This is a genomic window from Paraburkholderia sp. RCC_158 (assembly GCF_041355255.1).
In the GTDB taxonomy this organism is placed as follows: Bacteria; Pseudomonadota; Gammaproteobacteria; order Burkholderiales; family Burkholderiaceae; genus Paraburkholderia; species Paraburkholderia graminis.
The window spans coordinates 1-597 of sequence record NZ_JBFUPM010000089.1; the positions used below are offsets into that span (position 1 = coordinate 1).

Genomic DNA, 597 nt, shown 5'->3' on the forward strand with positions numbered 1-597 from the left:
GGCTGGGCGTCGATCTTCGCGACGCAATGGATGAAGCTCGCCACCTTCGTCACGCTGCTCTCGCTCTTCTATCACGCGTGGGTCGGCATCCGCGACATCTGGATGGACTATGTGAAGCCCGTGGGCGTGCGTCTGCTGCTGCAGGCGCTGACGATCGTCTGGCTGCTCGCGTGTGCGGGCTACGCCGCGCAGATTCTCTGGAGAGTGTAAAAGCATGGCTGCAATCAAGAATGCCCTGCCGCGTCGCAAGTTCGACGTGGTTATCGTCGGCGCGGGCGGCTCGGGAATGCGCGCGTCGCTGCAACTGGCGCGCGCGGGTCTGTCGGTGTGTGTGCTCTCGAAGGTGTTTCCCACGCGCTCGCATACGGTCGCCGCGCAAGGCGGCATCGGCGCGTCGCTCGGCAACATGAGCGAGGACAACTGGCACTACCACTTCTACGACACGATCAAGGGCTCCGACTGGCTCGGCGACCAGGACGCGATCGAGTTCATGTGCCGCGAAGCGCCGAACGCCGTGTACGAACTCGAACACTTCGGCATGCCGTTCGACCGTAACGCGGACGGCACGATCTACCAGCGCCCGTTCGGCGGCCACAC

The 597-nt window shown here is 64.3% G+C and carries 2 protein-coding genes; both read left to right on the forward strand.

Annotated features, from left to right (window positions below; translation table 11 throughout):
• A partial coding sequence (gene sdhD / locus AB6809_RS36275; RefSeq protein ID WP_371028616.1) for a succinate dehydrogenase, hydrophobic membrane anchor protein occupies window positions 1–210 on the forward strand: 210 nt, incomplete at its 5' end.
• Window positions 211–214: 4 nt separating this feature from the next.
• On the forward strand, window positions 215–597 hold a 383-nt coding region (locus AB6809_RS36280), incomplete at its 3' end, for an FAD-dependent oxidoreductase (RefSeq protein WP_371028617.1).